This is a genomic window from Litchfieldia stipae (genome assembly GCF_014837155.1).
Lineage (GTDB): Bacteria > Bacillota > Bacilli > Bacillales > Bacillaceae_L > Litchfieldia.
The window spans coordinates 122,789-148,741 of record NZ_JACYHA010000003.1 but is presented as its reverse complement, the minus strand read 5'-3'; the positions used below and the strand labels follow the sequence as shown (position 1 = coordinate 148,741).

Genomic DNA, 25,953 nt, shown 5'->3' with positions numbered 1-25,953 from the left:
AACTATGAATTTAACCTTCAAAGAACGATTAGTCCAAATTCACCATTGTAATATAGGGTGGAAATCGATATTAAAGCTTCTTCAAATCGACCCAAACCTTTCCTCAATCTATCACCTCACTGTCTCAGACGTTGAGAATTTACTTCAAATCAACACAAATAATGCAAGAAAATTCATAAATGATTTGCAATCTATCAAAAACCAAAGTATGCTAAATCATTATAAAGCGAAAAAAATTGATATTCTTACCATTTTTGATGAAACCTATCCAGAACCTCTTAAACAAATTTATGATCCACCTTGGGTGATTTATTTGAGTGGAGATTTGAGCATCTTAAATGAACAGAGAAAATTAAGTGTTGTTGGAACGAGAAATCCTTCTAATTATGGATATGGATCAATGGAAAAAGTAATTGTACCACTTATTCAAAACAATTGGACCATTGTGAGTGGCCTAGCTATTGGGATTGATACTCGTGCACATGAACTAGCTATAGCTCATAAAGGGAAAACAATTGCCGTTATCGCTGGAGGATTTCAACATATCTATCCAAAATCAAATAAGCTACTTGCACATAAAATAAGTCAAGACCAATTATTACTCTCGGAATATCCACCACATACAGAACCAAAGAGATGGCATTTTCCTATGAGAAATCGAATAATCAGTGGATTATCTCTTGGCACACTTGTAATTGAAGCAAAGAGTATTAGTGGTTCTTTAATTACTGCAAACCTTGCTCTTCAACAAGGAAGAGAGGTATTTGCCGTTCCTGGTGCAATCAATCTTCCAACAAGTAGTGGATGCAACCACCTTATTCAAGCAGGAGCTAAATTGGTTATGACAAGTGAAGATATCTCCTCCGAAATCTCATATCTTTAGATTGATTTATTTGCGAAAATGATGAATAAAATGCAAACTTTAAACAATACTGTTTGACAAAACGTACTAGGTTATTTAATAATAGTGAAGATTTTATAATACCTCTTAAGGAGGAAATGTTTGATGTCTGACTTCTTAGTCATAGTGGAATCACCTGCAAAAGCAAAAACAATAGAACGTTATTTAGGTAAAAAATATAAAGTAAAAGCATCTATGGGGCATATCCGAGATTTACCAAAGAGTCAAATGGGTGTTGATGCAGAGAATCACTTCAACCCTAAATATATAACTATTCGAGGAAAAGGGCCTGTATTGAAGGAATTGAAGACAGCTGCAAAAAAAGCGAAGAAAGTTTTTCTCGCGGCTGACCCGGATCGTGAAGGGGAAGCAATTGCTTGGCACTTGGCTCATAGTCTTGATCTAGATGTTAGTTCAGAATGTCGAGTGGTATTTAACGAAATTACAAAAGAAGCAATCAAAGAATCATTCAAGCATCCTAGAGCGATAAATCTAGATTTAGTTGATTCACAACAAGCAAGAAGAATTCTTGACAGATTGGTAGGGTATAATATTAGCCCATTACTTTGGAAGAAGGTAAAGAAAGGTCTCAGTGCAGGCCGAGTTCAATCGGTTGCCGTTCGATTAATCATCGAGAGAGAACAAGAAATTGAACGATTTGAACCAGAAGAATACTGGACAATAGCTGCTGATTTTCTAAAGAAGAATGAGCAATTCTCAGCGCTTTTCTATGGTAGAGATAAGAAAAAGTTAGAATTAAAAAATGAAGAAGAAGTTAAAGAAATCATGGAGCGCATTAAAGGCAAAGACTTTGTTGTCCAATCAGTGACAAAGAAGGAAAGGAAACGAAATCCTGCTCCACCATTTATTACTTCATCTCTTCAACAGGAAGCTGCAAGAAAATTGAACTTCCGAGCAAAGAAAACAATGATGCTTGCTCAACAATTGTATGAAGGGATTGACTTAGGTAAAGATGGCACAGTTGGTCTTATTACATACATGCGTACGGATTCAACCCGTATTTCAGAGACAGCTCAAAATGAAGTTGCGGATTTTATCCAACATACATATGGAAAAGAATATGTCACTGAAAATAAGCGGAAGGATAAAAAAGGATCAAACACGCAAGATGCACATGAAGCGATCCGCCCTACTTCTACATTAAGAGAGCCAAGCACGTTAAAGGAATATCTTTCAAGAGATCAACTCCGACTTTATAAATTAATTTGGGAACGTTTTGTTGCAAGTCATATGGCCTCTGCTGTCATGGACACAATGAGTGTTGATCTTATAAACGAAGGAATATTATTTAGAGCTACTGGTTCTAAAGTGAAGTTTCCTGGGTTTATGAAGGTGTATGTAGAGGGAACTGATGATAATGAGGAAGAAAAAGATAAGATGCTACCAGATCTTCAAGAAGGAGATAAGGTCATCTCAAAAGACATAGAACCGAAACAGCATTTTACTCAGCCACCACCAAGATATACAGAGGCAAGACTTGTAAAAACTCTTGAAGAGCTTGGAATAGGTCGCCCATCTACATTTGCACCAACTCTGGATACGATTCAAAAAAGAGGATATGTCACTCTTGATAATAAACGATTTATACCAACTGAGTTGGGTATGATTGTTCATGATCTCATGTTGGAGTTTTTCCCTGAGATCCTTGATGTTGAATTTACTGCGAAAATGGAGAATAGCCTAGATGAGATTGAAGAAGGCAACATTGAGTGGGTAAAGATTATCGATGAATTCTACCAAGACTTTGAAAAACGACTAGCATTTGCCGAGAATGAGATGAAAGAAGTCGAAATAAAGGATGAACCTGCTGGTGAAGATTGTGAATCATGTGGGAATCCAATGGTCTTTAAAATGGGACGCTACGGAAAGTTTATGGCATGTTCTAATTTCCCTGATTGCCGGAATACAAAAGCAATTGTTAAGGATATAGGTGTAAAATGTCCGAAATGTGAGAAAGGTAATATTATCGAGCGAAAAAGTAAGAAAAAACGGATATTCTACGGTTGTGATCAATTTCCAGGATGTGACTTTCTTTCATGGGATAAGCCTATTGCAAGAAAATGTCCAAAATGTGAGAATATGTTAGTAGAAAAGAAGTTGAAAAAAGGCTTACAAGTACAATGTGTAGAATGTGATTATAAAGAAGAAACTCAGAAATAACAGGTGGTGAGCTTCTAATGCTCACCTCTTTTATGTTAACGCATCAAAATTTGGCAAGATGAATAGAAACAACTGTTTGGGAGGAAACAATAATGAACGAACAAGTAGTAAATGTCATAGGAGCAGGTTTAGCTGGAAGTGAGGCAGCTTGGCAATTAGCTAAAAGAGGCGTAAAAGTACATCTATATGAAATGCGTCCAGTTGTACAAACTCCAGCTCATCATACAGATAAATTTGCAGAGTTAGTATGTAGTAATTCTCTTCGTGCAAATAATTTAACAAACGCAGTTGGTGTATTAAAGGAAGAAATGAGAATGTTAGATTCGGTTATTATAAGAGCTGCAGACGAGTCTTCTGTTCCAGCAGGTGGCGCACTAGCAGTTGATCGCCATGAGTTTGCTGCAAAAGTAACTGAGAGTGTAAAGAACCATCCAAATGTAACGGTGTTTAATGAAGAAATTCAAGAAATACCAGAAGGTCCAACTATCATAGCGACTGGTCCGTTAACCTCAAAGGCATTATCAGAGAAATTAAGAGGATTAACTGGAGAAGAGTATTTGTATTTCTACGATGCTGCAGCTCCTATTATTGAAAAAGAAAGTATCGATATGGACAAGGTTTACTTGAAATCTAGGTATGATAAAGGGGAAGCAGCCTATTTAAATTGTCCTATGACAGAGGATGAATTTAATAAATTCTATGATGCATTAGTATCTGCTGAAACGGTACCTTTAAAGGAGTTTGAAAAGGAAATCTTCTTCGAAGGTTGTATGCCAGTAGAAGTAATGGCTGCTAGAGGTCGAAAAACAATGCTATTTGGACCATTAAAGCCTGTAGGGTTAGAGGATCCAAAAACAGGAAAGAGACCATATGCGGTTGTTCAGTTAAGACAAGATGATGGAGCTGGAACACTCTATAACATTGTAGGATTTCAGACACATTTAAAATGGGGACCACAGAAAGAAGTAATTAGGTTAATCCCAGGACTTGAAAATGCTGAAATCGTAAGATATGGAGTTATGCACCGTAACACGTTTATAAATTCACCTAATCTTTTATTGCCAACATACCAATACAAAGGACGTAAGGATTTATTCTTTGCAGGTCAGATGACTGGTGTAGAAGGCTATGTTGAATCAGCCGCTTCAGGATTAGTTGCTGGATTAAATGCCGCATTAATGATCCTTGGAAAGGATCCAATTGTTTTTCCTCATGAAACTGCAATTGGGAGTATGGCTAGATACATCACAACAACGAATTCAAAAAACTTCCAGCCAATGAATGCAAACTTCGGTTTGTTCAAGGAATTGGATGTGAAAATAAAGAACAAACAAGAACGTAATGAACAATATGCTAATCGCGCATTAGAAACAATTCAGAATTTTACAAAGATAATATAAAATCATTTGCAAGGGCTATTAAATTGTGATACTATTTAGTAGCCCTTGTGAGGTGAAAATATTGGAAAATGACAGTCGTTCATTGGATATGTTTATTGAATATTTACAAATAGAAAGAAACTATTCAGCGAATACAATAAAATCCTATGAACAGGATATTTTAGATTTTTTAACTTTCATGAAACAGGAAAAGCTTTCAGCTTTTTCTGAAATCACATATTCTGAAATACGACTTTTTTTAACGGAGCTATATAAAAAACAATATTCCCGTCGAACTGTAGCGAGAAAAATCTCCAGTTTGAGAAGTTTTTATAAGTTTATGACACGAGAACAAATAAATGGTGAAAATCCCTTTACATTAGTATCTTTACCGAAAAAAGATGTGAGGATTCCAAGCTTTTTGTATAAAGAAGAGCTAGAGAAGCTATTTAATGTAAGTGATTTATCTACATCCATTGGTCAAAGGAATCAAGCACTTTTAGAGATTTTATATGCGACAGGAATGCGAGTTAGTGAGTGTTGTCAAATTGAAATAAGTGATATTGATTTTTCACTTGGCACCATCCTCGTAAATGGGAAGGGAAGTAAACAACGATATGTCCCTTTTGGTGAGTATGCAGATAAGGCAATTACTCGATATATTACAAAGGGAAGATTGGAGTTACTTAGCAAATCAAAATCTACTTCAGATTTTCTATTTTTAAACTTCCGTGGGGGCAATTTAACACCAAGAGGAGTAAGGTTAATATTAAACAAATTAGTTAATGAAACCTCTTCAACTGTACATATTAGTCCACATGTTCTAAGGCATACCTTTGCCACCCATTTATTAAATGAAGGGGCAGATATGAGGTCAGTACAAGAATTATTAGGTCATGAGCATCTTTCATCAACTCAAGTTTACACGCATGTGACAAAGGATCACCTTAAAAAAATCTACATGTCTTCCCACCCAAGAGCTTAATCTGGGAATAAAAGGAGGTAATTAGATATGTCTAATTTTCATGCAACAACTATCTTTGCCGTCCATCATAAGGATGCCTGTGCAATGTCAGGGGATGGACAAGTAACTTTCGGAAATGCTGTAGTTATGAAGCACACTGCACGTAAGGTCCGAAAGTTATTTAATGGAAAAGTTCTAGCAGGTTTTGCAGGTTCTGTAGCGGATGCATTCACTTTGTTTGAAATGTTTGAAGGAAAGCTAGAAGAATTTAATGGCAACTTGCAGCGTGCCTCTGTTGAACTCGCACAGCAATGGAGAAGTGATAAAGTTCTTAGGAAGCTAGAAGCGATGCTAATTGTGATGGATCGATCAAACATTTTGCTTGTTTCCGGAACAGGTGAAGTTATTGAACCAGATGATGGTGTACTTGCGATTGGATCTGGTGGTAATTATGCCCTATCAGCTGGTCGTGCACTTAAGAAATACGCTGGAGAGCAGATGACTGCAAGGGAAATTGCCAAGGCTGCATTAGAAACTGCAAGTGAGATATGTGTTTATACAAATGAGCATATTATTGTTGAAGAACTTTAATTAGGATAGGAGGAAGAAAATTTTGAAAACAAATCTAACTCCAAGACAAATCGTAGAGAAGCTTGATCAATATATTGTAGGACAAAAGGAAGCAAAAAAAGCGGTCGCAGTTGCTTTGAGAAATCGATATCGTCGAAATTTATTAAATGAAAAGCTAAGGGATGAGATTGTACCAAAGAATATATTAATGATTGGCCCAACTGGGGTAGGTAAAACAGAAATTGCAAGAAGATTAGCCAAACTAGTTGGAGCACCATTTATTAAAGTTGAAGCAACAAAGTTCACAGAAGTGGGATATGTGGGTCGTGATGTTGAATCAATGGTAAGAGACTTAGTTGAAACGTCTGTCCGTTTAGTGAAAGAAGATAAGATGATTGAAGTGAAAGATCGTGCGGAACAAAATGCAAATCGTCGTATTGTTGATTTGTTAGTTCCTTCCCAAAAGAAACAGACGTCCTATAAAAATCCTTTAGAAATGTTATTTGGAGGGAATCAGGCAGAAGTTGAGCCTGAGCCACAAGCAGAAGAAGCAAGTATAAAGGATAAGCGAAACCAAACAGCACATAAGCTTGCTCTAGGTGAATTAGAGGATCATTATGTAACTGTTGAGGTTGATGAACAGCAGCCATCGATGTTTGATATGCTTCAGGGTTCTGGTATGGAACAAATGGGGATGAATATGCAAGATGCATTTAGTAATCTTATGCCGAAGAAGAAAAAGAAAAGAAAACTAACTGTACGCGAAGCAAGAAAAGTCCTAACAAATGAAGAGGCAGCAAAATTAATTGATATGGATGAAGTAACCCAAGATGCGATCGAACGTGCAGAGCAATCTGGAATCATTTTTATAGACGAAATTGATAAAATTGCTGGGAAAAATGGTCAATCATCCTCTGCTGATGTATCTAGAGAAGGTGTTCAACGTGATATCTTACCAATCGTAGAAGGTTCAACTGTTGTGACAAAGTATGGTTCAGTAAAAACGGATCATGTACTATTTATAGCTGCAGGAGCTTTCCATATGGCTAAGCCTTCTGATTTAATTCCTGAATTACAAGGTAGATTTCCGATACGTGTTGAACTTACGAAGTTAACCATTGATGATTTTGTAAGTATTCTAGTTGAACCGGATAATGCTTTATTAAAACAATATTCTGCATTATTAGAAACAGAAGGTATACAACTTGAATTTTCTGACGATGCTATACGTAAGCTAGCTGAAATTGCATATCAGGTTAATCAGGATACAGATAATATCGGTGCAAGGAGATTACATACCATTTTGGAAAGACTATTAGAAGATTTGTCTTTCGAGGCGCCAGACATATCGATGGATAGCATTAGAATTACTCCTCAGTATGTTGAAGAAAAATTAAACACAATTGCAAAAAATAAAGATTTAAGCAGATTTATATTATAATTACGTTGTCCAAAGCGACAGGAGGAACAATTGAATGTCATTATTAGAAAAAACAAGAAAAATTAATGCTTTGTTACAAAAAGCAGCAGGTAAGCCGGTAAACTTTAAAGAAATGTCTGAGACATTACGAGATGTAATCGATGCGAATATCTTCGTTGTAAGTCGTCGTGGTAAATTGTTAGGGTTTGCTATTAATCAACAGATTGAAAACGAAAGAATGAAGAAAATGTTGGAAGATCGTCAATTCCCTGAGGATTATACAAATAGCTTATTTAATATCACTGAAACTTCTTCAAACATTGATATTAATAGTGAATATACCGCTTTTCCAGTTGAGAATAAAGAATTATTCCAACAAGGGTTAACAACGATTGTACCAATTATTGGTGGTGGAGAGCGTCTTGGAACACTTGTTTTATCACGCCTTCAACAAAATTTCGAAAGTGATGATTTAATTCTTGCTGAATACGGTGCAACAGTAGTAGGAATGGAAATCTTACGTGAGAAAGCAGAAGAAATTGAAGATGAAGCTAGAAGTAAAGCAGTTGTTCAAATGGCAATCAGTTCATTATCTTATAGTGAATTAGAAGCTATTGAGCATATCTTCGAAGAATTAAACGGTAATGAAGGATTATTAGTAGCAAGTAAAATTGCAGACAGAGTTGGAATTACAAGATCTGTTATCGTAAATGCCCTGAGAAAACTTGAAAGTGCTGGTGTTATTGAATCAAGATCTTTAGGAATGAAGGGAACATATATCAAAGTATTAAATGATAAGTTCCTATTAGAATTAGAAAAATTAAAATCTAATTAATGAAAAAAGATGAGCTTAGCTCATCTTTTTTTTGTTTTATATAGAAGAATTTAGCAAGTATATTGGTAAATGTTATAACTTGTTGTGAATAAAGCACTATTTTGTCGAAAAAAGATGAAATTTCCTAGGTGTGACATAGACAGAACAAAAATTATTCATTAAAATAAGATGAAGTTAGCACAGTTCGACATATACTTCGAAACTTGTAATCAATTTGTGAGGGGATAAAGGTTGAAAATTTTTTCTGGTACAATAAACTCGCTTGAACAAGCGTTAAAATATTCATCAACAAAACAAAAAACAATATCTCATAATATAGCAAATGTCGACACTCCGAATTTTAAAGCAAAGGATGTTACATTTAGAACAGACTTGGAGAATTCAGTACAAGCATTAAAAACAAATGAAAAGCATGTCGATTTTGCAGGAAGTTCGGCAGCATCTATAAATATAAAGACTAGAAACAACACTCTTTACAATCATAACGGGAATAACGTTGATATCGATAAAGAAATGGCAGCTTTAGCTGAAAATCAAATCTATTTCAATGCAGTAGCAGACCGCATCTCAAGTAAATTCAATACGTTAAAAACAGTTATTAAAGGAGGTAAGTAAATATGACGATTTTTCATGGCTTGAATAATAGTGCCTCTGCATTAACAGCACAAAGATTAAGGATGGATGTTATTTCTTCAAATATGGCCAATGTTGATACAACACGTGGTGAGTATGTTAATGGAGAATGGCAGCCGTACAAACGCAAAATGGTTGTTACCCAAGAGAATGAAGGTCAATTTACTAACCTTTTAAATAAAGCGATGGATAAAAATGCCGGTAATGGTGTGAAGGTAGCTAGAATCGTAGAGGATAACACTCCTACTAAATTAGTCTTTAATCCAGAACATCCTGATGCAAATGATGAGGGATTCGTAGAAATGCCCAATGTAGATCCACTGAAGGAAATGGTTGATCTAATTAGTGCAACAAGGTCGTATGAAGCGAATGTAACTGTGTTTAACGCATCAAAGGGATTATTAATGAAATCATTAGAAATAGGGAAATAGGTGAATAAGCATGATAGATCGTATTAATGTCGCTAATCAATATAAGATAACTAACCAATTAAACCCAATAAATAAGCCTACTAGTTCAGAGGCTACTCAAGCATTTTCAACTTTTTTAAAGGATGCAATTAATGGAGTGAACCAAGCTCAAGGTGCATCAGACGCAATGACCGAAAAGCTAGTAAAAGGGGAAAATGTAGACTTGCATGAGGTAATGATTACAGCAGAAAAAGCGAGTGTAACTCTATTAACAACAATAGAAATTCGCAATAAAGTTGTAGAAGCATACCAAGAAGTTATGAGAATGCAAGTTTAATTTTGTTTCGGTTATTAATTATCTTTGTAGAATTTAGAGAATAGCCGGGGGAATGATATTTTGAACGAAAAATTAAATCAATATACAACTAAATTAAAGACATTTTGGTCCGAGCGCTCTAAAACTCAAAAACTAGTAATGGTTGGTTCGGTATTATTACTTATAACACTAATTGTTGTTTTTGCATTATTAGGGTCTCGCCAAAGTCTTGTGCCTTTATACAGTAACCTATCTCCACAGGAAACTGGTCAAATTAAAGCAACTCTTGACTCAAGAGGTATTCAATCAGAAATTGCAGATAATGGTTCTACAATCAGAGTTCCAGAACAGATGGTGGATACACTGAAGGTTGAACTTGCAGCAGAAGGAGTTCCTGATACTGGGACAATTGATTATGGCTTTTTTGGCCAAAATGCTGGGTTCGGAATGACTGATAATGAATTTAATGTATTAAAGCTGGAAGCAATGCAAACTGAAATTGCTTCTCTTATTAAGGGGATTGATGGGATAAATGACGCAAAAGTAATGATCACTATCCCAGAAACAAGTGTATTTCTAAATGATGTCCAGAATAGTGCATCTGCATCAATTGTTTTAAATACTCGTCCAGGGTACCAATTCGATCAACAACAAATAAATGCACTATATCATTTAGTTTCAAAAAGTGTTCCCAATCTCCCTACAGATAATATCGTCATTACTAATCAAAATTTTGAGTACTTTGATATAGAAAATAACCAAAATTCATCAAATTTAGGAAATGTTGCATCACAACTTGAACTAAAGCGTGAAATTGAGCGAGATATCCAAAAGCAAGTTCAACAAATGCTTGGAACGATGATTGGACAAGATAAAGTAATTGTGTCTGTAACTGCTGACCTTGACTTTACTCAAGAAAATCGAGAAGAGAATTTAGTTGTACCTGTCGATAATGAAAATATGGAAGGTTTAGACATCAGTGTAGAGAGAATTACTGAATCCTATACCGGAAATGGAGCAGATGCTGCTGGAGTGACTGGGGTTGGAGAAGATGATGTTGCAAACTATCCAGCTGGCACGGCAGATGGTAATGGTGATTATGAACGAATTGAGGAACGTATTAACAAAGATGTGAATCGAATTCGTAAGGAAATCGTAGAAGCACCATATAAGATTCGCGATCTTGGTATCCAAGTAATGGTAGAACCACCAGACCCAACAAATGTTCAATCTTTATCAGCTCAAAGTGTTGAAGATATTACAAAAATCCTTTCAACAATTGTGCGTACAACTGTTAATAAGGATGATGCTTCAGTCGCGCTTACAGACGAAGAACTTCAGGACAAAGTAGTTGTCTCTGTTCAACAATTTAACGGAAAACCGCAATTTGAAGAGACTGGAATAAACAGTAATCAACTTCCAATGTGGATTTATATTGTAGGAGGAGCATTAGTATTAATTGTCCTAATCCTATTAATCATTGTCTTCCGTAGAAAATCAAAAGTAGATGAAGAAGAATATATTGAAGAAGTAAGTCAACAAAGACCAATCTTTTCAAGTGAAGTTGCTGATTTAACAGCCGAGCAGGAAACAGAAGCTTCAACTCGAAGAAAACAGCTTGAAAAAATGGCGAAAGAGAAGCCTGAGGACTTTGCTAAGTTGTTAAAATCGTGGTTATCAGAAGAATAGGAGGAGCTTATAAATGGTAAGAAAAAATAATAATGAAATATCTGGGAAACAAAAAGCAGCTATCCTCCTAATCTCGTTGGGTCCTGATGTTGCATCCTCTGTATATAAGCACCTATCAGAGGATGATATTGAAAAATTAACACTTGAAATATCAAGTGTGAGGACTGTAGATTCTAAATCCAAAGAAGAAATCTTAGATGAGTTCCACCAAATTGCATTGGCTCAAGACTATATTTCACAAGGTGGAATTGGTTATGCGAAAACCGTCCTTGAAAAGGCATTAGGAGAAGAACAGGCAGCTTCAATTATTAATCGATTAACATCTTCCTTACAAGTAAGGCCATTCGATTTTGCAAGAAAAGCTGATCCGGGTCAAATTTTGAATTTTATACAAAGTGAACATCCACAAACGATCTCTTTAATTCTTTCGTATCTTGAACCAACACAAGCTGGACAAATCTTATCTGAACTACCTCCTGACATGCAGGCAGATATTGCACGACGAATTGCATTGATGGATAGTACCTCACCTGAAATTATTAATGAAGTAGAACAAATTTTAGAGCGAAAGCTATCAACTACTGTTACACAAGATTATACTCAAACGGGTGGAGTAGAAGCGGTCGTAGAGGTTCTAAATGGCGTTGACCGCAGTACCGAACGAACAATATTAGATGCCCTTGAGATACAGGATCCTGAGCTTGCTGAGGAAATCAAAAAGCGAATGTTTGTATTTGAAGATATTGTTACTCTCGATAATCGCTCGATTCAAAGAGTTATTCGTGATGTTGAAAATGAAGACCTATTACTTGGACTTAAAGTAGCAAGTGAGGAAGTTAAGGATATTGTATTCAAAAATATGTCAGCTCGTATGGTTGAGACATTTAAAGAAGAGATGGAGTATATGGGGCCAGTTCGCTTAAAAGATGTTGAAGAGGCTCAATCTCGAATTGTTGCAGTGATCAGAAGATTAGAAGATGCCGGAGAAATTGTCATTGCTCGTGGCGGAGGAGACGATATTATTGTCTAACATCATAAAATCTTTTTCCTCAGAACGAAATCAACAACAAAATCGAGTCATCCAATTGAAAACTTTATCAATTCCTCAGAGTAACCAAGCTTTAAGTGAAGAAGAGCAACATTCATTAAATGAAGTTGCTTCTAACATTATTCAAACAGCAAAAAATCAAGCGAATCAACTAATTGAACAGGCTGAACGTGAATACCAACATCATAAAGACAAGCTTCATCATGAACAAATGTTATGGATCGAAGAAAAACAACAATTAATAGAAGAGGCTCGAAAAGAAGGATTTGAAGCAGGCTTTCTACAAGGTCAGCAAGCTGGCTTTGAAGAATATGAACAAGAAATATCTCTTGCAAAAGAAATTGTAAATAAAGCAAAAGAAGATTCGCTTACTCATATTGATACTGCAGAAGAAATCATTTTAGCATTAAGCTTGAATATAGCAGAGAAAATAATAGGTAAACAAATTAATGACGATCAAACTGCTTTTTTATCCCTTGTGAAGAATGGTGTGAAAGAGGTTAAGGAACATTCTCAAATTTCAATTACTGTTCACCCATTAAACCATCAAATGCTTTTAGATAATAAGGATGAATTAATGGCAATTATGAATAAATCAAGTGATTTGTATATTTATCCAAATCATGAACTTAAAGAGACGGATTGTATTATAGAATCCTCTTTTGGAAGAGTAGATGCCAGTGTAGATAGCCAACTAGGTGAAATTAAAGAAAAACTGTTAATGCTACTATTGGAGGAATAAAAATTGAAGGTACATTCGCTCCTCGATGAATTATCATATATTGATCCTTTCAAAAGGTATGGAAAAGTTAGCAAAGTTGTGGGACTAATGATTGAATCTCGTGGTCCTGAATGTTCCATCGGCGACTTATGCTACATTTTTATTGGACCTAATAAGAAGAGAAAGATTTATGCTGAGGTAGTTGGCTTTAGAGAAGAAAATGTTCTATTAATGCCTTTCACAAATATAAAGGATATCTCTCCTGGTAGTATTGTCGAAGCAACGAGAAAACCTCTTGAAATTAAAGTTGGCCAAGGATTAATTGGGAGTGTTCTTGACTCTTTAGGAATGCCTCTTGATGGGAGCATGTTACCAAAAGGATTAACAAATGCTCCGACAGAACAAGATCCGCCTAACCCTATGTTAAGACCTCCGATCGAAGAACCAATTGAAATCGGAGTTAGGATGATTGATAGTTTATTAACGGTAGGAAAAGGGCAACGTGTTGGCATATTTGCAGGTAGTGGTGTTGGAAAAAGTACGTTAATGGGTATGATTGCAAGAAATACGACAGCAGATATAAACGTTATCGCACTAGTCGGAGAACGTGGGCGAGAAGTTCGTGAATTCATTGAGAATGATTTAGGCAAAGAAGGACTAAAAAATTCGATTGTTGTCGTTGCAACCTCTGATCAGCCTGCTCTAATGAGGATCAAGGCTGCCTATACAGCAACTGCAATCGCTGAGTATTTTCGTGATAAAGGCATGAATGTCATGTTTATGATGGATTCTGTTACACGTGTAGCCATGGCACAGCGTGAAATTGGACTAGCGATTGGTGAACCTCCAACAACTAAAGGATATACACCAAGTGTTTTTGCTATTCTCCCTCGACTGTTGGAAAGAGCAGGAACAAATGAGGTGGGATCAATTACAGCTTTTTATACAGTATTAGTTGATGGTGATGATATGAATGAGCCAATTGCAGATACTGTACGTGGTATTTTAGATGGACATTATGTGCTTGATCGGAATTTAGCGAATAAAGGACAATATCCAGCCATCAATGTCTTGAAAAGCGTTAGTCGTGTCATGAATCAAATCATTACAGACGAACATAAGCATTATGCAGAAAAACTTCGTGAAATGTTATCCACCTATATGAACGCAGAAGACTTAATTAATATTGGGGCCTATAAGAGAGGTTCTTCACGTGAAATTGATGAGGCAATTAGATTTTATCCTAATATTATCTCTTTTTTAAAGCAGGCAACGTCTGAGAAAATTACTAAAGAGGACAGTATAAACGCCTTATATCGTTTAGTAGAGAAAGGTGAATAGTGCAAATGAGCGGTCGGAATAATTTTCAAAAACTGATAAAGATAAAAGAAAGTGAAAAAAATCAGATACTCTCTGACTATCAAACTTCTGTATCAGAATTTGAAGATGTAGCAGAGCAATTATATTCGTTTATGAAGAAAAAAGAAGACCTAGAATCTACTCAACAGCAAAAGCTAAAGCAAGGCTTAAGTATATACGAAATGCGCCATCAACAAAGTTTTATCTCAAATCTTGAACAAACGATTGCCTATTATCAAAAGTTAGTGATCAAAGCTCGAAATAAGATGCAGTTTGTTCAAGATAAGCTATTAGAAAAAAACATTGAAGTAAAAAAGTACGAGAAGATATACGACAATAGTCAAAAGGCATACTTGGAATCGATTCATCTATTTGAATCAAAATTTATGGACGAAATTTCTATTCAGCAATATATAAATCGTGGTAACTAGGGTGATGTTATGGAAGTTGTAGAAAAACGATCTAGCAAAATACAGTCGTTCATTTTTCTTTTCCTTATACCGTTGTTATTTACAGTCATTTTGTCACTTGTTTTAATGCAAAGAGCGGGAATTAACGTAGTAAGTCAGGTGAAGGAAATCAGTCAAAAGATTCCTGGAGTGTCGTCATTTGTCATTGATGAAAGTGAAAATGAAAAAATTACAACTGAAGAACGATTAAATAAGAACATTGAGAATCTTCAATTAAAAATGGAAGAAAAGGATTCAACCATTGATGAGTTAAACATGATCGTTCAAGAAAAAGAAAATGAAATTTCTTCGCTTGATCAAGAGTTGAAGAGAGTGAAGTTTGAGTTGACATCAATACAGCAAGAGCAACATGACGACCGAAATATTGAGGTTGAAATAACAAAGCTGTACGAAACAATGACGCCAAAAAAAGCAGCATTAATCATTCCCAATTTAGAGGATGCCGAAGCTAAGCTAATCCTATCATCATTGAAAACTAATACTTTAGCTGCGATTCTTGAAAGAATGTCACCAGAGGACGCTGCAAAATTTACTAAGCTATTAGCAGAATAAGGATGTGTATATGAAAGGAGGTGAAAAAAACTGAACGGGTTAATCTCTTTATTAAATCTTACACCCAGTGTGAACTCAGTACAGCCAATGAAGCAGGCTGGTACTACATCAGAAAATTCTTTTGCGGAATTATTTATGAATAATTATATGAAAAACGAACCAGAAAATCAGTCTCCAATTATTAATGAGGAACCATCATTTTTTTCTATGGAACAAGAGATGGAGCCTATTATAGAAGAGTTAACTGAGCTATTTATTACTATTCAAAATAGTGGTTTGACTGATAGTGGTGATGAGTCGGATGTAACTAATCTTCTTGACCGATTACCTCAATCAAGTGGAACGGCAATAAAACTTCTGTTAGCAGGAGAAGTTGAAGAATTAAATAACGATTTCAAGTTTAGTCCTGAGGTCTTGCTTGGAATGATGATTTCTTTATCTCAAGCTGAGAAGCAAGGTGAAGAGCTTGATTTTAGTCTTGAAGGATTTGAAGGTATTCAACAAATTTTAACCGAAGCATTTGAAATAGAATTTGATGTTACTCACAATCAGTTCTCAACTCTCTTAACTGATGTAAGTAATCAATTACCATTATTATCAGAAGTGGCGGATACCAAGCTGCCAACAAAGCTTAACAATATAAGTAATCATCGAGTGTATCAATTGCTTAATCATGAGATTAGCGAACCGGTTGTAGAAGAAGTCGCTCAAATCATTGAAATTAAAGCTTCAAATCAAGTACAAGAACAAATTGTAGAAGATCCTTTAATGAACAATCGGATTGAAATACCTATGCAAGCAACGCCTATAGGTCCATTACATTCAAATGAGGATGTTGAACTAACCTACAACAAACTTTCACAACTAGTAAAGGAGATTCTTCCGACAGAGACAGAGAATCTACCTGATATAGAAACTGTGAGTTCAAAACTAATCGAAAAAATAGAACAGTTAAGTATTGAAAAAGGAACAGCTGCTGCTTTCCTAGGACAATTATTAAGAAGAATCAATTTAGAATCTTCACAGGTGAATAATAATAAAGGTAATCAAGCTATCCAGGAATTTGATGGGATCGTTGAACAATTGTTACCTGATATAAGTAAGCAAGGATCATTAGCAACAAAAAACAATGATCAAGCAAAAATGATTTCTGATATTCTTACTGCAGCTATTCAATCATTAGATGCTTCAAGTGGTCAAATTGAAACTGGCAAACCAGTTTTACATTCGGAGAATACACCAATGACGAAGATTCAACAATTTGTCATTCATGTAGGACAAAACTCTACTGAATCACAAGCAAAAACAAGACAAGAATTCATCCAGCAATTCTACGATATCGTGAATGCTGGCAAGTTTCGAGCAACTACAAATGGTCATTCACAGATGGTGATTAAGTTCAAACCAGATCATCTAGGTTCTGTAATCGTAAAATTATCACAGATCAATGGAGAATTCACTGCGAGAATTATTACTGCATCAAAAGCAGCTCAAGAATTGGTTGAATCAAATATTTCTCAACTAAGAGCACATTTTTCTGCTCAAAATATAACAGTTGATCGATTAGAAACATACTCTCAAGAGCAATATCAAGGATTGCTTAAAGATTCAGATCAATCTGGAACAAAAAAAGAGCAGCAAGATGAGTCAGGTAGAAAGAATGAGTCTGAGTTGAACAAAACAGAAGATGCTTTTAGTGACCATTTATTAGAAGAGATTGTTAATTTACAAGTTTAGGAGAATTTATATGACGAACACTATAGATTCATCTTTATATTTAAATCAAAAACCAAGAACTGTAACAGGCTCAAGTACGTTAGGTAAAGATGATTTTTTGAAAATCCTCATGGTGCAATTACAAAACCAAGATCCGTTAAAACCAATGGAGGATAAAGAATTTATTTCACAGATGGCTAACTTTTCAACATTAGAACAAATGACAAATATGACATCTTTGTTAGAAAAGCATCTAAATAGTAATCCCTATGATTCACTTATTAAATACAGTGAGTTAATTGGGAAGCAGGTTGAATGGACTAGTGCGTCTAGTGAGTCAACCGATAAGGGAATGGTTAAATCAGTTTCACAAAATGGGAAAGAGTTTATATTAGAATTAGAGGATGGACGAACGATTTCATCATCATTAATCACAAAGGTAAGTCAAGTTTCTGATAAGGAAAACTAGGTTGGTACCATGAATAATCGAGTTCACGTATATCAAACACATCCCTTATCATTGGCACAGAAACAAAATAAAGCTGGCACAAATCATCAGTTAAATAAAACAGACAATTTCCATGAAATTCTAAAAAATGTAACAATCCCAGAACTGAGAGTAAGTAAGCATGCACAAAAACGATTAGATGAACGCAATATATCGCTTCAATCAAGTGAGTGGACAAGAATCGGTGAACTCTTAAAGGATGCAAGAGCAAAGGGAATTAATGATTCACTAGTACTAACGAATGACGCAGCACTTATTATCAATGCCAAAAACAATACGGTCATTACAGCAATGGATCGTACTGAGGCGAAGTCACAGATTTTCACAAATATAAATGGAACAATTATATTAGATTAAAATTTAACAGCTGGACCTATTTTTGGAGGCTGAAAAGTTGCTGACTGATAGAAGCAACTAAATACACATAATAGAGGAGAATGAATTATGTTACGTTCAATGTATTCTGGTATTAGTGGGATGAAAAATTTTCAAGCAAAGCTTGATGTAATTGGCAATAATATTGCCAATGTCAACACATATGGATTTAAGAAAAGCAGAGTAACGTTTCAAGACCTTATGAGTCAGCAAGTTGCTGGAGCAACACAAGCAACTGAGACTCGAGGTGGAATCAATGCTAAGCAAATTGGTTTAGGATCAGCGATTTCATCCATTGATACGATTCATACTGGTGGATCAACTCAAACAACTTCTAGAATGCTGGATTTAACGATTGCTGGAGATGGATTTTTTGCTGTAGGTGCGATAAAAGATCTAGCTAATATCAATATTGATTCAAATGGAGTTGCAGGTGATAACAAAATTACTGGTGCAATTGATGAGGCGATTGAACTGAATTACACTCGCGCAGGAAATTTCTATATGGATCAAGATGGTTACCTTGTAACGGCTGAAGGACTATATTTAATTGGACAAACAGGTGAGAAAACAACTAGTGATCCAGCTGAGTGGACAGAAGATTTAAGTGCTGATGCAGGTTTGATTCAAATTCCAATGACGGCAAAGAGCTTCAGTATTTCCCCGGATGGAAAAGTATCGTTCGTGAATGAAAACGGAGAATTACGAATGGCAGGTCAAATTAAGTTAGCTAATTTTGCAAATGATGGTGGTCTTGAAAAGGTTGGAGGGAATTTATTTAGAGCAACAAGTAATTCTGGCACATTAGACCGTGACGGAGAGCCGGGAATTCAAATTACTGAACTTCTAACTCCAGGGTCTGACGGATCAGGTTCATTACTTTCAGGTGCACTTGAAATGTCAAATGTTGATTTATCTGAAGAATTCACGGAAATGATTGTTGCTCAACGTGGTTTCCAATCGAATACTAAGATTATCACGACTTCAGACGAAATCTTACAAGAGCTTGTTAATCTGAAACGATAAACCGTAAGGAGGTAGAGATAGTCAGGTGATGATTTTTATTACCAGACTATCTTTCAAATACAATATGGTAACTTTAACTAGATTGAATGGAAAAAGCTTTATCATTAATGCATTATATATTGAGCAAATTGAATCCTTTCCAGATACAACCATTACGTTAACAAATGGAAAGAAGTTCGTAGTGCGAGAGTCTGAGGGAGATGTTATGCTCAGTGTTGTTAATTTCTATCGCAGCATTCAAATTCTCGGACTTCATAAACATTTGGAGGAAGATCGCTTTGAAGAATAAGTTAATTACAGTTATGTTTATTATCTTAGGTGCAATTACCCTAGTAGCAGCAACAGCTTTTATTGTATTTACTAAGTTTACTGGGGAAACTGAACAAAAGGAGCCAAGTATTGATGAAGTACTAGCGGCAACTGTCGAGGTTCCAGAAATTACAACTAAATTATTAAGCAATGACTATTTACGTATCTCATTTAATATACAAACTGATAGTAAGAAAGCAAAAGAAGAATTGGAAAAAAGACAATTTCAAGTTAAAAATCTTATCATTAAAGAACTCTCTGATATGAGATCTGAAGAATTTAAAGGCGAAGGTGGAATTGCTACACTTGAGTCGAAATTAGAGGGACGTATTAACGAACTAATGCAAGAAGGTAAAGTTGTAAAAGTATATGCAACCTCCTTTCTTCCTCAATAATAACTATCATTAGGAACTTATAGGTGAATAGGAGGTGACATCATTGTCTGGAGAAGTTTTATCACAAAATGAAATAGATGCGCTTTTATCTGCTCTTTCAACAGGAGAAATGGATGCAGATGAACTAAAAAAGGAAGAGACCGAAAAGAAAGTAAAGGTCTATGATTTCAAACGAGCATTAAGATTTTCCAAGGATCAAATTAGAAGTTTAACAAGGATTCATGAGAATTTCGCAAGGCTGCTGACTACCTATTTCTCAGCACAGTTAAGAATTTACACTCAAATAACTGTCGCGTCTGCTGACCAAATTCCATATGAGGAGTTTATTCGCTCCATTCCTAAAATGACGATCCTAAATGTATTTGAGGTGCCACCACTAGATGGACGAATTTTAGTTGAGGTGAACCCAAACATTGCTTATTCAATGATGGATCGAATGTTAGGTGGAAGAGGAGGTAGTTCAAATAAGGTAGATTCATTAACTGAAATTGAAACAACGTTAATGACTAATATGTTTGAAAAAGCCTTTGAAACGCTAAGAGAAGCTTGGAGTAATGTGGCTGAAATCGATCCAATATTGTCTGCTTTTGAAGTGAATCCGCAATTCTTACAAATGGTATCACCAAACGAAACGGTTGTAGTTATTTCATTAAATACTCAAATTGGTGATACTAGTGGGATGATCAATATATGTATTCCACATATTGTACTCGAACCAATTATTCCTAAGCTATCAGCACATTATTGGATGCAGTCAAAAACAAAAGAAAAGAACACGAAAGAAATTATTGAAATTGAGAAGAAGATTAAGCATGCTGATTTAATGCTTACAGCACAGCTTGGTGAGTCTAATATAACCATTAATGAATTTATGCAGCTTTCAATCGGTGATGTTATCCAATTAGATCAGTCGATTCAGTCGCCACTGATAATTAAGGTTGAAGAAGAGCCTAAGTTTTATGGACAAGCTGGGAAATTAAATAAAAAGCTAGCAGTACAGATACTTGATCAGTATAAGAGGGGGGAAGAAACAAATGAGTAATATGCTATCACAAGATGAAATCGATGCTCTTTTAAATGGAACGAGTAACTTAGACAACAATGATGAAACAGAAGGTCAGTCCACCCCCTCAGTTGATACCTATTTAACACCAATGGAACAGGACGCTTTAGGGGAAATTGGGAATATCTCTTTTGGGAGCTCTGCCACTGCTTTGTCTACATTATTAAATCAGAAAGTGGAAATAACAACACCTACGGTGAGCGTACTACAAAAAGATAAGCTCTCAGACGAATTCCCACATCCTTATGTGGCTATAACAGTAAGTTATACAGAAGGTTTCTCAGGAGCCAATTTACTGGTTATTAAACAAAGTGATGCGGCAATTATTGCTGACTTGATGTTAGGTGGAGACGGTAGGAATCCAGCAGACTTACTAGGAGAAATCCAATTAAGTGCTGTTCAAGAAGCGATGAATCAAATGATGGGGTCTGCAGCGACAAGTATGTCAACTGTGTTTAGTAAGAAAATAGACATTTCACCTCCTGGAATTGATTTGCTTAATATAAACGAGGACACTGGTACGGATAACATCCCTGATCAAGAGATTTTGGCAAAAATTTCATTCAGATTAAAAATTGGAGATTTAATTGATTCAAGTCTAATGCAGCTTACTCCAATTGAATTCGCAAAAGACTTAGTGAATGAATTATTAAACCCAAGTGGACTTGCAGAGGCTTCAGCAACCTTGTATGAAGAACCAGTCACTCAAGAGCAACAATATGACTCGTCTCATTCATATTCATATGACAACAATCATGTAGCACCCGTTCAGAATCAACAGGTCACTCAGGAAATACCTAATGCACATCAAAATGCTCCACAGCATTTGGGTGGCGGTAGAAGTCATTTCTCTGAGCCAGCTACGATTCAACCAGCTGCTTTCTCATCATTTGAACCGACAAAATTACCTGAAGCTGAAACAAACAATCTTGATATGCTTTTAGATATTTCCTTACAGGTAACAGTTGAGTTAGGTAGAACAAAGCGTTCAATAAAAGAAATTTTAGAGCTATCATCTGGTTCTATTATTGAATTAGATAAATTAGCTGGTGAGCCAGTTGACGTTCTGGTTAATAATAAGCTTGTGGCAAAAGGGGAAGTAGTTGTTATTGATGAGAACTTTGGTGTGAGAGTAACGGATATCATTAGCCAAAGGGATCGAATTAAGAATTTAAAATAATCTAATTGGGGGAAATAATAATGGCACATAAAATTTTAATAGTAGACGATGCTGCTTTCATGAGAATGATGATTAAGGATATCCTTTCAAAGAATGGCTTTGATGTTGTCGCAGAAGCAGCAGATGGAGCACAAGCTGTTGCAAAATATCAGGAGCATCAGCCTGACTTAGTAACGATGGATATTACAATGCCTGAAATGGATGGAATTACTGCATTAAAGGAAATCAAAAAAATGAATCCAAATGCAAAGGTAATTATGTGTTCAGCAATGGGGCAACAAGCGATGGTTATTGATGCAATCCAAGCTGGAGCGAAGGACTTCATTGTAAAACCATTCCAAGCTGATCGTGTACTAGAGGCGATTAATAAAACATTAAGCTAAGTTACTTAATTTCTCATGGAGGGAGGGACGGACTTGATTTCGAAATCAAAAGTCATTTTATGGATTGTACTAATAGTAGTCTTTTTTATCTCTGATGTGCATGCAGATGATTCAGGAGATAAAAGTGTTTATGAAGGATTACCAATAAATCAAGAACAGCCAGAGTCGGATCAAGGTACCATTCCCGCCCCTGCTCCGCAAGAAGAACAAGTTGACCCATTAATTACTGAAGGACCTAAAATAACAGCTTGGGATTTCTTTAAAATGATTTTTGCGCTAATGTTTGTACTACTATTAATGTATTTTATTTTGAAATTTGTTAATAAACGGAATAAATTATTTAGTCAGCAAAGGTTTATGGAGAATCTAGGTGGTACAAGTCTTGGAACTAATCGCTCCTTACAACTGGTGAAGGTTGGTAACGAAATTCTGGTTTTAGGTGTTGGTGAGTCAATTACTTTATTAAAGGAAATCAATAATGAGGATGAAGTAAATGAGATCGTGGATGAATTTAACAATCAAGATCAAATCGTCCAACCAATCAATATACTTAAGAAATTAACAGGAAAGCAGACGAGCGAACATGAAAACAAAGGCAATGATCAATTTATCACGTTGTTGAAAGAGCAGCTTTCAGACCTTTCAGATAATCGTAAAAAGATCATGCAGCAGTTTGAAAAGAAGGGGACTAAAAAAGAATGAACGAATTTATGGAGTTCTATAATAATAGTGCCCCGGAAAATGTAGCGACATCTGTTAAAATGCTCCTTTTGCTAACTGTTTTATCAATTGCACCAAGTATTTTAATATTAATGACTAGCTTTACTCGGATCATCATTGTGTTGTCGTTTGTAAGAACTTCACTAGCAACACAACAAATGCCACCCAATCAGGTTTTAGTGGGACTTGCACTATTTTTGACGTTTTTTATTATGACACCAGTGTTATCAGAGGTAAACGATGTCGCGTTAACACCATTGTTTAATGACGAAATCAATTTGGAAGAGGCATACGAAAGGGCAGCTATTCCTTTTAAAGAATTTATGAGCAAACACACGAGACAGAAAGATTTAGCACTGTTTTTAAGTTACACGGGAAGTGAAGCACCACAATCAATTGAAGAAATACCATTAACAGCTCTAGTGCCAGCGTTTGCCATAAGTGAGCTTAAGACAGCATTTCAAATTGGCTTTATGATTTTTATTCCATTTCTAGTCATTGATATGATTGTTGCTAGTGTCCTTATGTCAATGGGAATGATGATGTTACCACCGGTTATGATTTCACTTCCGTTTAAAATTTTATTATTTGTTTTAGTAGATGGTTGGTATTTAATTGTTAAATCATTGTTACAGAGCTTTTAAAAGAAATGAGGGGATTTGGTGGGTTCAGAATTTGTTGTTTCATTAGCAGAAAAAGGAGTTTATACCATCCTTATCATTTGTGGTCCGTTGCTTTTATTAGCGCTTGCTGTTGGTTTGCTTGTTAGTATCTTTCAAGCAACAACACAAATACAAGAGCAAACATTAGCATTTGTGCCAAAAATTGTTGCCGTCTTATAAGGACTAATCTTCTTTGGACCATGGATGCTATCAAGTATGCTGTCATATACTCATGATATTTTTAGTAATCTAACCCGATTTGTAGGATAGGTAAATGGGAGAATTATTTGTTAATTTCCCTGCATTTCTACTAATGCTCGTGCGTGTATCTAGCTTTTTTGCAACCCTGCCATTATTTTCATATCGGACAATCCCTATTCAACATCGTTTAGGACTAGCTTTTTTTCTCTCGTGGATTATGTTTTTTACAATGAGTCCTGCAGCAATAAGTATAGATGGGTTCTTTTATATGCTGATTATTAAAGAAGCGTTAGTTGGATTATTAATTGGTTTGGTTGCCTATATGATCTTAGCTGTCATTCAGATTGCTGGAGCTTTTATCGACTTTCAAATGGGTTTTGCGATTGCCAATGTCATCGACCCACAAACGGGTGCACAGTCACCATTGGTCGGTCAATTCTTATATACATTCGCATTGTTATTATTACTTAGTTTAAATGGCCACCATTTACTTTTAGATGGGATATTCTATAGTTATCAATTTATACCCATAGATCAAGTATCGCTTCCGTTAGGTGACGAAGGTGTTGTCGAATATATTGTAGCAACATTCAATAAGGTGTTTGTTATTGCCTTTCAAATGGCCATTCCTGTTGTTGGAGCGCTATTTCTAGTGGATGTTGCACTTGGAATTGTTGCTAGAACGGTGCCGCAATTAAATGTGTTTGTGGTCGGTTTACCATTAAAAATAGCAGTGAGCTTCATTGTTCTCATACTGGTTCTCTCAGCCATGTTTATGGTTGTCCAAGACTTATTTGAGACAATGATTTATACAATGCGAACATTAATGGGGTATTTAGGGGGACGTTAATTCATGTTTCTTGTCAGATTAGACTTACAGTACTTTGCTGGTGAAAAGACTGAAAAAGCAACACCCAAAAAACGCCAGGATTCCAGAAAAAAAGGTCAAGTAGCGAAGAGTGCGGATGTAAATACGGCAATCTTAATTCTAGTAGTGTTTCTTCTTCTTTTATTTGTAGGCGGATTTATGAGGGATAAAATGCTCTTACTTTTTAAGCATTCTTTTCAGGAATATATGCTGTTGGATTTGACTGAAAAAAGAATCGAACAAATCTTTTTAGAGGTTAGCCTTGAGGCAGCTATCATTCTTGGCCCCGTTATGGGTATCGCTTTAGTCGCAGGTGTTGCTGCAAACCTAATGCAGGTTGGTTTTTTATTTGCACCTGAATCGATCCAAATGAAATTAAACAAGCTAGACCCAATTCAAGGATTTAAACGGATTTATTCGATAAGAGCAATTGTTGAAATGCTTAAATCGATTCTTAAGATTGGCTTTATTGGAACGATTGCCTTTGCAGTCATTTGGTACAATCTTAATGATATTTTAAGGCTTTCACAAGTTGGAATTGGTCATTCTTTACAAACAATCGCTTCAGTTACAGTGCAAATGGGTCTGTTTTCAGCTGCAGCCTTATTGTTTTTATCTGTATTAGATTATTTGTATCAACGATATGATTTTGAGAAAAACATTCGTATGTCAAAGCAAGATATTAAAGATGAGTATAAAAAAACAGAGGGTGATCCTCTAATTAAATCGAAAATTAAGCAAAGGCAACGTGAAATGGCCATGCAACGTATGATGCAGGATGTACCTAATGCGGATGTTATCATTACAAACCCTACTCACTATGCAGTTGCCATTAAATACGATGAAAATAAAGCTGATGCACCTTATGTAGTGGCAAAAGGTGTTGATTTTATGGCACAAAAAATTAAAGAACTAGCGAAAGAACATGATATAGTTACGGTAGAAAACGTTCCATTGGCTAGAGCTCTATACAGTCAAACTGAAATTGGTGATATTGTACCAGAAGAATTCTTTAAAGCTATCGCCGAAATACTAGCCTATGTCTATAGGTTAAAACAAAAGATATAATCCTCATAAATGTAAACACTAAGGAGAGAAT

29 protein-coding genes and 1 pseudogene are annotated in these 25,953 nt (G+C 35.6%); all 30 read left to right on the top strand.

From position 1 onward, the window contains the following. Window positions 1–4 precede the first annotated feature (4 nt). The 30 genes and pseudogenes from dprA to flhB all read left to right on the top strand — a co-directional run bounded on the left by dprA (window position 5) and on the right by flhB (window position 25,922). A complete protein-coding gene (gene dprA, locus F7888_RS04870) occupies window positions 5–883 on the top strand; it encodes a DNA-processing protein DprA (protein WP_191777745.1) in 879 nt (292 codons plus the stop codon). Window positions 884–1,006: 123 nt separating this feature from the next. Further along, window positions 1,007–3,082, top strand: coding sequence for a type I DNA topoisomerase (gene topA, locus F7888_RS04865; RefSeq protein ID WP_191777744.1), 2,076 nt, complete (start codon window positions 1,007–1,009; stop codon window positions 3,080–3,082). Window positions 3,083–3,174: 92 nt separating this feature from the next. Continuing rightward, window positions 3,175–4,482 (top strand): FADH(2)-oxidizing methylenetetrahydrofolate--tRNA-(uracil(54)-C(5))-methyltransferase TrmFO, encoded by a 1,308-nt coding sequence (gene trmFO, locus F7888_RS04860; protein WP_191777743.1) that lies wholly within the window; start codon window positions 3,175–3,177, stop codon window positions 4,480–4,482. 61 nt (window positions 4,483–4,543) lie between these two features. After that, window positions 4,544–5,446, top strand: a complete 903-nt coding sequence (gene xerC / locus F7888_RS04855) for a tyrosine recombinase XerC (protein WP_191777742.1) — start codon at window positions 4,544–4,546, stop codon at window positions 5,444–5,446. A 27-nt stretch (window positions 5,447–5,473) separates the two neighbouring features. Then, window positions 5,474–6,016, top strand: a complete 543-nt coding sequence (gene hslV / locus F7888_RS04850; RefSeq protein ID WP_191777741.1) for an ATP-dependent protease subunit HslV — start codon at window positions 5,474–5,476, stop codon at window positions 6,014–6,016. 19 nt (window positions 6,017–6,035) lie between these two features. Continuing rightward, the gene (gene hslU, locus F7888_RS04845) at window positions 6,036–7,436 is read left to right on the top strand and encodes an HslU--HslV peptidase ATPase subunit (RefSeq protein WP_191778210.1); all 1,401 of its coding nucleotides are present in this window, start codon (window positions 6,036–6,038) and stop codon (window positions 7,434–7,436) included. Between the two features lie 34 nt (window positions 7,437–7,470). Further along, on the top strand, window positions 7,471–8,250 hold the full coding sequence (gene codY, locus F7888_RS04840; protein ID WP_191777740.1) for a GTP-sensing pleiotropic transcriptional regulator CodY: 780 nt from the start codon (window positions 7,471–7,473) through the stop codon (window positions 8,248–8,250). A gap of 231 nt (window positions 8,251–8,481) precedes the next feature. Beyond that, the gene (gene flgB / locus F7888_RS04835; RefSeq protein ID WP_191777738.1) at window positions 8,482–8,865 is read left to right on the top strand and encodes a flagellar basal body rod protein FlgB; all 384 of its coding nucleotides are present in this window, start codon (window positions 8,482–8,484) and stop codon (window positions 8,863–8,865) included. Between the two features lie 2 nt (window positions 8,866–8,867). Then, a complete protein-coding gene (gene flgC, locus F7888_RS04830; protein ID WP_191777736.1) occupies window positions 8,868–9,314 on the top strand; it encodes a flagellar basal body rod protein FlgC in 447 nt (148 codons plus the stop codon). A gap of 10 nt (window positions 9,315–9,324) precedes the next feature. Further along, window positions 9,325–9,630 (top strand): flagellar hook-basal body complex protein FliE, encoded by a 306-nt coding sequence (fliE, locus tag F7888_RS04825; protein ID WP_191777735.1) that lies wholly within the window; start codon window positions 9,325–9,327, stop codon window positions 9,628–9,630. A gap of 60 nt (window positions 9,631–9,690) precedes the next feature. Beyond that, complete coding sequence (fliF, locus tag F7888_RS04820) at window positions 9,691–11,298, top strand: flagellar basal-body MS-ring/collar protein FliF (RefSeq protein WP_191777734.1); 1,608 nt, start codon at window positions 9,691–9,693, stop codon at window positions 11,296–11,298. A gap of 13 nt (window positions 11,299–11,311) precedes the next feature. After that, a complete protein-coding gene (gene fliG / locus F7888_RS04815) occupies window positions 11,312–12,328 on the top strand; it encodes a flagellar motor switch protein FliG (protein ID WP_191777733.1) in 1,017 nt (338 codons plus the stop codon). Further along, on the top strand, window positions 12,321–13,088 hold the full coding sequence (gene fliH, locus F7888_RS04810; protein ID WP_191777732.1) for a flagellar assembly protein FliH: 768 nt from the start codon (window positions 12,321–12,323) through the stop codon (window positions 13,086–13,088). The genes fliG and fliH overlap by 8 nt, the downstream gene beginning before the upstream one ends. 3 nt (window positions 13,089–13,091) lie before the next feature. After that, complete coding sequence (gene fliI / locus F7888_RS04805; RefSeq protein WP_191777731.1) at window positions 13,092–14,408, top strand: flagellar protein export ATPase FliI; 1,317 nt, start codon at window positions 13,092–13,094, stop codon at window positions 14,406–14,408. Window positions 14,409–14,413: 5 nt separating this feature from the next. Continuing rightward, entirely contained in the window at window positions 14,414–14,857 is a 444-nt protein-coding gene (fliJ, locus tag F7888_RS04800; RefSeq protein WP_191777730.1) for a flagellar export protein FliJ, read from the top strand. 9 nt (window positions 14,858–14,866) lie between these two features. Continuing rightward, the gene (locus F7888_RS04795) at window positions 14,867–15,448 is read left to right on the top strand and encodes a MotE family protein (RefSeq protein WP_191777729.1); all 582 of its coding nucleotides are present in this window, start codon (window positions 14,867–14,869) and stop codon (window positions 15,446–15,448) included. Between the two features lie 135 nt (window positions 15,449–15,583). Next, the gene (locus F7888_RS04790; protein ID WP_191777728.1) at window positions 15,584–17,185 is read left to right on the top strand and encodes a flagellar hook-length control protein FliK; all 1,602 of its coding nucleotides are present in this window, start codon (window positions 15,584–15,586) and stop codon (window positions 17,183–17,185) included. 10 nt (window positions 17,186–17,195) lie between these two features. Beyond that, entirely contained in the window at window positions 17,196–17,633 is a 438-nt protein-coding gene (gene flgD, locus F7888_RS04785) for a flagellar hook assembly protein FlgD (RefSeq protein ID WP_191777727.1), read from the top strand. A 9-nt stretch (window positions 17,634–17,642) separates the two neighbouring features. Further along, window positions 17,643–18,029 (top strand): TIGR02530 family flagellar biosynthesis protein, encoded by a 387-nt coding sequence (locus tag F7888_RS04780; RefSeq protein WP_191777725.1) that lies wholly within the window; start codon window positions 17,643–17,645, stop codon window positions 18,027–18,029. A gap of 87 nt (window positions 18,030–18,116) precedes the next feature. Beyond that, window positions 18,117–19,073 (top strand): flagellar basal body rod protein FlgG, encoded by a 957-nt coding sequence (gene flgG, locus F7888_RS04775; protein WP_191777723.1) that lies wholly within the window; start codon window positions 18,117–18,119, stop codon window positions 19,071–19,073. 64 nt (window positions 19,074–19,137) lie between these two features. Next, a complete protein-coding gene (locus F7888_RS04770; RefSeq protein ID WP_191778208.1) occupies window positions 19,138–19,362 on the top strand; it encodes a flagellar FlbD family protein in 225 nt (74 codons plus the stop codon). Next, the gene (gene fliL / locus F7888_RS04765) at window positions 19,352–19,777 is read left to right on the top strand and encodes a flagellar basal body-associated protein FliL (RefSeq protein WP_225228607.1); all 426 of its coding nucleotides are present in this window, start codon (window positions 19,352–19,354) and stop codon (window positions 19,775–19,777) included. Before F7888_RS04770 ends, fliL begins: the two co-directional genes overlap by 11 nt. Window positions 19,778–19,820: 43 nt before the next feature. Beyond that, window positions 19,821–20,819 (top strand): flagellar motor switch protein FliM, encoded by a 999-nt coding sequence (gene fliM / locus F7888_RS04760; protein WP_191777719.1) that lies wholly within the window; start codon window positions 19,821–19,823, stop codon window positions 20,817–20,819. Continuing rightward, the gene (gene fliY, locus F7888_RS04755) at window positions 20,812–22,020 is read left to right on the top strand and encodes a flagellar motor switch phosphatase FliY (protein WP_225228606.1); all 1,209 of its coding nucleotides are present in this window, start codon (window positions 20,812–20,814) and stop codon (window positions 22,018–22,020) included. The genes fliM and fliY overlap by 8 nt, the downstream gene beginning before the upstream one ends. A gap of 20 nt (window positions 22,021–22,040) precedes the next feature. Then, window positions 22,041–22,403, top strand: a complete 363-nt coding sequence (locus F7888_RS04750; protein ID WP_191777718.1) for a response regulator — start codon at window positions 22,041–22,043, stop codon at window positions 22,401–22,403. 33 nt (window positions 22,404–22,436) lie between these two features. Beyond that, window positions 22,437–23,105, top strand: a complete 669-nt coding sequence (fliO, locus tag F7888_RS04745; protein WP_191777716.1) for a flagellar biosynthetic protein FliO — start codon at window positions 22,437–22,439, stop codon at window positions 23,103–23,105. Next, window positions 23,102–23,767: a flagellar type III secretion system pore protein FliP gene (gene fliP / locus F7888_RS04740; RefSeq protein WP_191777714.1), complete on the top strand. Its 666-nt coding sequence runs from the start codon at window positions 23,102–23,104 to the stop codon at window positions 23,765–23,767. The genes fliO and fliP overlap by 4 nt, the downstream gene beginning before the upstream one ends. A gap of 18 nt (window positions 23,768–23,785) precedes the next feature. Then, window positions 23,786–24,055 (top strand): annotated as a pseudogene (fliQ, locus tag F7888_RS04735) (flagellar biosynthesis protein FliQ). A gap of 4 nt (window positions 24,056–24,059) precedes the next feature. Beyond that, window positions 24,060–24,836, top strand: a complete 777-nt coding sequence (fliR, locus tag F7888_RS04730; protein WP_191777713.1) for a flagellar biosynthetic protein FliR — start codon at window positions 24,060–24,062, stop codon at window positions 24,834–24,836. A 3-nt stretch (window positions 24,837–24,839) separates the two neighbouring features. Beyond that, window positions 24,840–25,922, top strand: coding sequence for a flagellar biosynthesis protein FlhB (gene flhB, locus F7888_RS04725; protein WP_191777711.1), 1,083 nt, complete (start codon window positions 24,840–24,842; stop codon window positions 25,920–25,922). Window positions 25,923–25,953 lie beyond the last annotated feature (31 nt).

Excerpts from the sequence above, each read along its gene's own strand:
- F7888_RS04750 (WP_191777718.1), top strand. The coding sequence starts at position 22,041 with ATGGCACATAAAATTTTAATAGTAGACGATGCTGCTTTCATGAGAATG.
- trmFO (WP_191777743.1), top strand. The coding sequence starts at position 3,175 with ATGAACGAACAAGTAGTAAATGTCATAGGAGCAGGTTTAGCTGGAAGT.
- fliP (WP_191777714.1), top strand. The coding sequence starts at position 23,102 with ATGAACGAATTTATGGAGTTCTATAATAATAGTGCCCCGGAAAATGTA.
- F7888_RS04790 (WP_191777728.1), top strand. The coding sequence starts at position 15,584 with ATGAATAATTATATGAAAAACGAACCAGAAAATCAGTCTCCAATTATT.
- F7888_RS04780 (WP_191777725.1), top strand. The coding sequence starts at position 17,643 with ATGAATAATCGAGTTCACGTATATCAAACACATCCCTTATCATTGGCA.
- topA (WP_191777744.1), top strand. The coding sequence starts at position 1,007 with ATGTCTGACTTCTTAGTCATAGTGGAATCACCTGCAAAAGCAAAAACA.
- dprA (WP_191777745.1), top strand. The coding sequence starts at position 5 with ATGAATTTAACCTTCAAAGAACGATTAGTCCAAATTCACCATTGTAAT.
- flgG (WP_191777723.1), top strand. The coding sequence starts at position 18,117 with ATGTTACGTTCAATGTATTCTGGTATTAGTGGGATGAAAAATTTTCAA.
- fliY (WP_225228606.1), top strand. The coding sequence starts at position 20,812 with ATGAGTAATATGCTATCACAAGATGAAATCGATGCTCTTTTAAATGGA.
- F7888_RS04795 (WP_191777729.1), top strand. The coding sequence starts at position 14,867 with ATGGAAGTTGTAGAAAAACGATCTAGCAAAATACAGTCGTTCATTTTT.
- fliJ (WP_191777730.1), top strand. The coding sequence starts at position 14,414 with ATGAGCGGTCGGAATAATTTTCAAAAACTGATAAAGATAAAAGAAAGT.
- F7888_RS04770 (WP_191778208.1), top strand. The coding sequence starts at position 19,138 with ATGGTAACTTTAACTAGATTGAATGGAAAAAGCTTTATCATTAATGCA.
- fliR (WP_191777713.1), top strand. The coding sequence starts at position 24,060 with ATGGGAGAATTATTTGTTAATTTCCCTGCATTTCTACTAATGCTCGTG.
- fliG (WP_191777733.1), top strand. The coding sequence starts at position 11,312 with ATGGTAAGAAAAAATAATAATGAAATATCTGGGAAACAAAAAGCAGCT.
- flhB (WP_191777711.1), top strand. The coding sequence starts at position 24,840 with ATGTTTCTTGTCAGATTAGACTTACAGTACTTTGCTGGTGAAAAGACT.
- fliE (WP_191777735.1), top strand. The coding sequence starts at position 9,325 with ATGATAGATCGTATTAATGTCGCTAATCAATATAAGATAACTAACCAA.
- flgC (WP_191777736.1), top strand. The coding sequence starts at position 8,868 with ATGACGATTTTTCATGGCTTGAATAATAGTGCCTCTGCATTAACAGCA.
- flgD (WP_191777727.1), top strand. The coding sequence starts at position 17,196 with ATGACGAACACTATAGATTCATCTTTATATTTAAATCAAAAACCAAGA.
- codY (WP_191777740.1), top strand. The coding sequence starts at position 7,471 with ATGTCATTATTAGAAAAAACAAGAAAAATTAATGCTTTGTTACAAAAA.
- hslV (WP_191777741.1), top strand. The coding sequence starts at position 5,474 with ATGTCTAATTTTCATGCAACAACTATCTTTGCCGTCCATCATAAGGAT.